Raw genomic sequence first — 5,876 nt, 5'->3', positions numbered from 1 at the left:
GGGCCCGGGCGGCCCCGGCGGTGCCGGGCCGGCCGGTGCGCGGGCCGGGCGCTGGCCGCGGCGGCGGATCGTGAAGTGGACGGTCTTCGGCGTGCTGATCGCCGTCATGGTGACCGCCGTCTCCACCTGGTTCTGGGCGGACTCCAAGCTCAACCACGAGAACGTGCTGGCCGACTACCCGGGCCGCCCGGCCGCCGGCAAGGGCACCAACTGGCTGATCGTCGGTTCCGACAGCCGCGAGGGCCTCAGCGAGTCCCAGATGGACACCATGCACACCGGCCACGACGTCGAGGGCAAGCGCAGCGACTCGATGATGATCCTGCACATCGGGGACCACGGGAACACGCTGATGAGCATCCCGCGTGACTCCTGGGTGCCGATTCCCGAGTACAAGGCGAGCAGCGGCAAGACCGTCAAGGCCACCGCCTCGAAGATCAACTCGGCCTTCGCCACCGGCAACGGCCGGCTCCTGGTGCAGACCGTCGAGCTGAACACCGGCATCCACATCGACCACTACGCCGAGATCGGCTTCGCCGGGTTCGCGGGCATCGTCGACTCCGTCGGCGGCGTCCAGATGCACATAGACCAGGACATCAAGGACAAGGACTCCGGCCTCGACCTCAAGGCCGGCGACCAGACCCTCAACGGCACCCAGGCCCTGGCCTTCGTCCGCCAGCGCCACCAGATGGCCGACCAGGACCTCGGCCGGATGCGCAACCAGCAGAAGTTCCTCGGCGCCCTCGCCCACCAGGCGGCCTCGCCGGGCACCGTGCTCAACCCGTTCACCTTCTACCCGCTGGTGGACTCGGCGCTCGGCACCCTGATCGTCGACGACGACTGCGGACTGACCGACCTGGGTTCGCTCTTCCTCGCCATGAAGGACGTCAACGGCGGCGGCGGCAAGACGCTCACCATCCCGATCGGCAACGCGGACTACCGGACCAAGACCGGCGAGTCGGCGGTGCTGTGGGACACCAACAAGTCCAAGCAGGTCTTCGACGCCTTCAAGAACGACACCGCGGTGCCGGACTTCAAGTAACCGGACACACCTGGTGACCACCCGGCCACAATGGGTGAATGTCACTCGTCACCGCACTCGTCTACCGCCGACGCCACCGCCTCCTGGGCCGCCTGGTCCAGGAGGCGCTCGCGCTCTACGGCATGGAGGTGCCGGCCGCCTGCGAGATCGGGCCCGGCCTCACCGTGTTCCACCGCGGCTTCGGCACCGTCCTGCACCCGTACACCACGCTCGGGGCGGACGTGACGCTCTACAACGGCGTGACCATCGGCCGGGCCGACCCGTGGGTGCCGCAGGAACGCAGCGCGATGCGGCGGGTGGTGGTCGAGGACGGCGCGGTGCTGTGCGCGGGCGCCAAGGTGGTGTGCAAGGAGGGCGTGCTGACCGTCGGGGCGGGCACCGTGGTGGGCGCCAACGCCGTGCTCACCCGCTCGACCGGGCCTGGCGAGGTCTGGGCCGGGGTGCCCGCGCGCAAGGTGGGGATGCGGGAGCGGGACTGGGCACCCCCGGTCGCGGCTTCGGCCTGACGCGGCGACGGAGGGTCAGACCGACGGCGGGGACGGCAGCCGGTCGAGCGCGATCCCGAAGTGCTCCCGGTAGGCGGACAGCGCAGCGGCGTCGGTGAGTTGCTCCTCGGCGCGACCGCCGTCGGGGGCGGTGCGGATCAGCCGGGTGCCACTGAGGGTGGTCCGGCCGCCTTCCGGGGTGGGCAGCGAGCAGGTGGTCGAGCGGGTGAAGTGGGACTGCGGCGAGCTGGTCTGCCACCAGCAGGTCGGGCCGAAATCGGCCAGCCGGTAGGGCCGTTGGTCCAGCCGGTACTGCGGCTCGCCGTCCATCAGGACGTCCAGCTCGCCGTGCTCGCCGTACGGGCGGACGGTGAACACGCCCTGGGGGTCGGCCTGTTCGCCGCGTCCGTCGAGACGCAGCGGCAGCTCGCTGAACCGGCCGAAGCCCACGTCGGCCAGCCAGGGCTCGTCCAGGTCGACCCGCAGCGCCAGGTGGTCGAACGGCGGCCCCGGCCGCTCCCCCTGGAAGACCCGGGCGGCCAGCAGGCTCACCCGGTAGCCCAGTGACCGCAGCAACTCGGCGAAGGCACCGTTGAGTTCGTAGCAGAACCCGCCGCGCCGCCGGTCCACCACCTTCGCCACCAGCGCCGCCGGCTCCAGCACCACGGGCTCGCCGAGGTGGATGCTCAGGTTCTCGAAGGGGACCGTCCGCAGGTGCGCCCGCTGCAGTCGGGCCAGACCGCCGGCCGAGGGCGCCCCCGGGTCCGCGACGCCGATCCGGTCCAGGTACGCCGCCCGTGCGGCGGTGGTCAGCCCCTCGTACGCCCGCTCATGATCCATCCGCCCATTCCACCCCGGGCCGGAGCGGCGGGCCATCGGTCCTTCGACCTAGGACACGGGAACGACACCGCCCCGGAGTGGGAAGTCGGCCGGGCCGACTTCCCACTCCGGGGCGGTACGCGTACCGGTGGACGCGGTGATTACTCGACCACGCCGGACTTGGCGATCTTGATGGCGGCCGAGGTGCGGCCGCTCTGCGAGCCGAGGCCCTCGATCTTCTTCACGATGTCCATGCCCTCGACGACCTCGCCGAAGACGACGTGCTTGCCGTCCAGCCAGTCGGTGACGATGGTGGTGATGAAGAACTGCGAGCCGTTGGTGTTGCGGCCGGCGTTGGCCATCGACAGCAGGCCCGGGCGGTCGTGCTTGAGCTGGAAGTTCTCGTCCGCGAACTTCTCGCCGTAGATGCTCTTGCCACCGGTGCCGTTGTGGTTGGTGAAGTCACCGCCCTGCAGCATGAAGGCGGGGATCACGCGGTGGAAGCCGGAGCCCTCGTAGCCGAAGCCGTTCTGGCCGGTGGCCAGCTCGCGGAAGTTGCGGGCGGTCTTCGGAACGACGTCGTCGAACAGCTTGAAGACGATGCGGCCGGCCGGCTCGTCGTTGATGGTGATGTCGAAGAAAACGTTGGAACCCATGCAGGGATCATGGCATGAGCTGCCCGGCGTCGCGCGCCACCCCCGGCTCTCCCGCTGGTGACGTCGGCGTGTTATCCGGCGGGCGTCGGGTTGGTCGGCGCAGCCCTCGGCGCCCCCGCCGCCCATGAGCCCGTCGGCGTTCGCCGTCAGGCCCGAACGGTAGAAGCTAACATCGATGTCAGGTTCAAGCCTTCGGTCGGAACGGCGGATGGACGGCGGGGTGGACGGCATGCGGATCGGTGAACTGGCCCGGCGCACGGGCGTGAGCGAGCGCTCGCTGCGGTACTACGAGCAGCAGGGACTGCTGGTCGCCCGGCGCACCGCCGGCGGCCACCGGGAGTACCCGGAGATGGCGGTGGACCGGGTGGTGCACATCCAGGAGCTGTTCGCCGCCGGGCTGCACAGTCGCACCATCTACAAGATCCTCCCTTGCATGCGGGACTCCGACGGCGGCCCGAGCGAGACCGCCACCCCGCTGCTGGTCGAGGAGCTCACCTCGGAGCGCGACCGGATCGACCGGATGATCACCGACCTGCTGCGCTCGCGCGAGGTGCTGGACGAGGTGATCGCCGGCGCCACCGGGCGGCCGTCGGCGGCTTAGGGGCTCTCAGGCCCTGAGCTTGCGCCAGACCGCCTCCAGCGCCGCGATGTCCGCCGCGTCCAGCCGGTCGGTGAACACCGGGGCCAGGGCGGCCCGTCGGGTCGCGTCGGCCTCGGCGAACAGGGCGCGGCCCTGCCCGGTCAGCTCGATCCGCACCGAGCGCGCGTCCGAGGCCGAGGGCGTACGGGAGACCAGGCCGCGCCCGGCCAGGGCGTCCACCACCCGGGAGACCTGGCTGCGGCTGAGCATGGTCTTGGCGCCGAGGTCGGAGGCTGCCACCGGCTCCTGCTGGTAGTTCAGCCAGAGCATCACCTCGAACCAGGACAGCGGGAGCCCGTGCACCCGGGCCAGCTCCCGGTCCACCCGGGCGGCCAGGGTGGTGCCGGCCCAGACCAGCCCGTAGAAGGCGTGGTCCTGCTCCGAGAGCGGGCCCAGGGAGAGATCGGCGCGGTCCATGCCGTTCATCGTACCGAGAGTGCGTGCGTGTGCACACAGTGCCCGGAGGCACCCGCCCGGGCCGCGGCCGGCCAGGACGACCAAGGCCCAGGAGCAGGCGGCCGCGCTGATCGACTGAGCCGCCTCTCCGGCCGCCCCCGCTACAGCTCCAGCTCCGCCACCTCCTGGCCGCCGCTCAGCTCGCCGGTCGGGCGGAAGCCCAGTCGGGCGTAGAACCCGGCGGGCCCGTCCGGACCGGGGTGGTAGGTGACGGTCGCGCGGGAGCCGCCACGGCGGCGGATCTCCGCGCAGACCTGTTCGACGGCGAAGCGCCCGTAGCCGCCGCGCTGCCGCTCGGCGTCGACCAGCAGGCGCCAGAGGCCGGAGCGGGGCCGGTCGTCGGGGTGCTCCGGGTCGAAGCGGACGTCGAAGAAGGCCATCACGAAGCCGACCGGCCGCCCGCCGTCCAGGACCAGCCGGGGCCAGGCCGTCTCCCCGTGCACGTACGCCTCGGCCAGCGACTTCGCCACCGGCGCGACCAGACCCTCCTGGTCGGGGCGTACCCGCAGAGCGAGGGCGGCGTCGATGTTGTCGGGGGTGAGCACGGCGAGGCTGAGGTCCGAAGGACTGAGATCAGATGGACTGAGGTCAGAAGGCACGGCGGGCAGCCTAGGGACCACGGCCGCCCGCCGTCGCCCGGATTACCGGCCCGGGGTCACGACCCGGCCGGGTAGTCGGTTCCGCGGCCGACCGCCGCCCAGGCCTCGGCCTCCTGGCGCGCACCGTCCAGGTTGCCCAGGACGGCGTCCACGGCGTCGGAGCCGAGCGCGAGCCGCAGCGGGGTCTTCTCCGCGGCCAGCGCGGCCAGGATCGCCTCGGCGGCCTTCACCGGGTCGCCCGGCTGCTTGCCGTCGGAGTCCGGCAGCCCGGTGCGGACCGGGCCGACCACCGGCTCGTACGCGTCGATCGGGGCGCTGTGGGCGAGCGCGCCGCCGCCCGCGAAACCGGTCCGGAAGGCGCCCGGCTCGACGATCAGCACCTTGATCCCGAAGCCGGCCACCTCCGGCGCCAGCGCCTCGGACAGGCCCTCCAGCGCGAACTTGGTGGCCGAGTAGGCGCCCACACCGGGGAAGGAGAAGCGGCCGCCCATGCTGCTCATCTGCACCACGGCGCCCGTGCCCCGGGCCCGCATGTGCGGCAGTACGGCGCGGGTGAGCGCGGCCGGGCCGAAGAAGTGCAGGTCCATGAGGTCCCGCAGCTCGCGGTCGGTGGACTCCTCCACGGCGCCGATCAGGCCGCGGCCGGCGTTGTTCACCAGGACGTCGATCCGGCCGTGCCGCTGCACGGTCTCCGCGACCACGGTGGGGATCCGCTCCTGGTCGGTGACGTCCAGCCGCACCGGGAACACCCGGTCCGGGTGGGCGGCGGCCAGCTCCGCCAGGGTCTCGGGGCGGCGGGCGGCCGCGACGACGGTGTCACCGGCCGCCAGCGCGGCTTCGGCGATCGCCTGGCCGAAGCCGGAGTTGGCGCCGGTGATCAGCCAGACCTTGCCGGTGGTCTCCTGGGCGGTCATCTGGGTTCCTCCGTACTCGACTGCATCGCAAGGAAGTTGACGATCATTTATACGACATCCGTCGAACCCTGCGATCAGCCCCGTCCGGAAACGCCGCAGCCCCCGGCCGATCGGAACCGGCCAGGGGCTGCGAGAGTTCGAGGGGGGCGCCGTTACGGCAGGTTGCGGGCCATGACGATCCGCTGGACCTGGTTGGTGCCCTCGTAGATCTGGGTGATCTTCGCGTCCCGCATCATCCGCTCCACCGGGTAGTCCCGCGTGTAACCGT

The 5,876-nt window shown here is 71.8% G+C and carries 9 protein-coding genes; 3 read left to right on the top strand and 6 right to left on the bottom strand.

Translation table 11 applies throughout. The features are described from left to right. Together HS99_RS38790 and HS99_RS38785 are read left to right on the top strand one after the other, a co-directional pair. A partial coding sequence (locus HS99_RS38790; protein WP_063738023.1) for an LCP family protein occupies window positions 1-1,039 on the top strand: 1,039 nt, incomplete at its 5' end. A 38-nt stretch (window positions 1,040-1,077) separates the two neighbouring features. Beyond that, window positions 1,078-1,545, top strand: coding sequence for an LbetaH domain-containing protein (locus HS99_RS38785; protein WP_050366748.1), 468 nt, complete (start codon window positions 1,078-1,080; stop codon window positions 1,543-1,545). A 15-nt stretch (window positions 1,546-1,560) separates the two neighbouring features. On the opposite strand, the gene HS99_RS38780 is transcribed toward HS99_RS38785, so the two are convergent. Both HS99_RS38780 and HS99_RS38775 read right to left on the bottom strand, forming a co-directional pair. Further along, window positions 1,561-2,364 (bottom strand): arylamine N-acetyltransferase family protein, encoded by an 804-nt coding sequence (locus HS99_RS38780; protein WP_046386332.1) that lies wholly within the window; start codon window positions 2,362-2,364, stop codon window positions 1,561-1,563. Window positions 2,365-2,504: 140 nt separating this feature from the next. Continuing rightward, window positions 2,505-2,999, bottom strand: coding sequence for a peptidylprolyl isomerase (locus HS99_RS38775; RefSeq protein WP_030289924.1), 495 nt, complete (start codon window positions 2,997-2,999; stop codon window positions 2,505-2,507). Between the two features lie 229 nt (window positions 3,000-3,228). Between HS99_RS38775 and HS99_RS38770 the strand changes: the two genes are divergently transcribed. Continuing rightward, the gene (locus tag HS99_RS38770; protein ID WP_030289923.1) at window positions 3,229-3,600 is read left to right on the top strand and encodes a MerR family transcriptional regulator; all 372 of its coding nucleotides are present in this window, start codon (window positions 3,229-3,231) and stop codon (window positions 3,598-3,600) included. Between the two features lie 6 nt (window positions 3,601-3,606). Here the strand turns inward: HS99_RS38770 and HS99_RS38765 are convergent, their stop codons facing one another. The 4 genes from HS99_RS38765 to HS99_RS42035 form a co-directional block, all read right to left on the bottom strand. Continuing rightward, entirely contained in the window at window positions 3,607-4,056 is a 450-nt protein-coding gene (locus HS99_RS38765) for a MarR family winged helix-turn-helix transcriptional regulator (protein WP_030289922.1), read from the bottom strand. A 140-nt stretch (window positions 4,057-4,196) separates the two neighbouring features. Further along, entirely contained in the window at window positions 4,197-4,694 is a 498-nt protein-coding gene (locus HS99_RS38760) for a GNAT family N-acetyltransferase (protein WP_046386333.1), read from the bottom strand. Between the two features lie 56 nt (window positions 4,695-4,750). Next, window positions 4,751-5,608, bottom strand: coding sequence for an oxidoreductase (locus tag HS99_RS38755; protein ID WP_030289917.1), 858 nt, complete (start codon window positions 5,606-5,608; stop codon window positions 4,751-4,753). Window positions 5,609-5,760: 152 nt separating this feature from the next. Further along, the coding region (locus HS99_RS42035) for an acyl-CoA dehydrogenase family protein (RefSeq protein ID WP_211295909.1) at window positions 5,761-5,876 on the bottom strand (116 nt) is incomplete at its 5' end.

This window comes from Kitasatospora aureofaciens, from assembly GCF_001188955.3.
Classification (GTDB): Bacteria; Actinomycetota; Actinomycetes; order Streptomycetales; family Streptomycetaceae; genus Kitasatospora; species Kitasatospora aureofaciens.
This window is presented reverse-complemented; position numbering and strand designations above follow the sequence as displayed.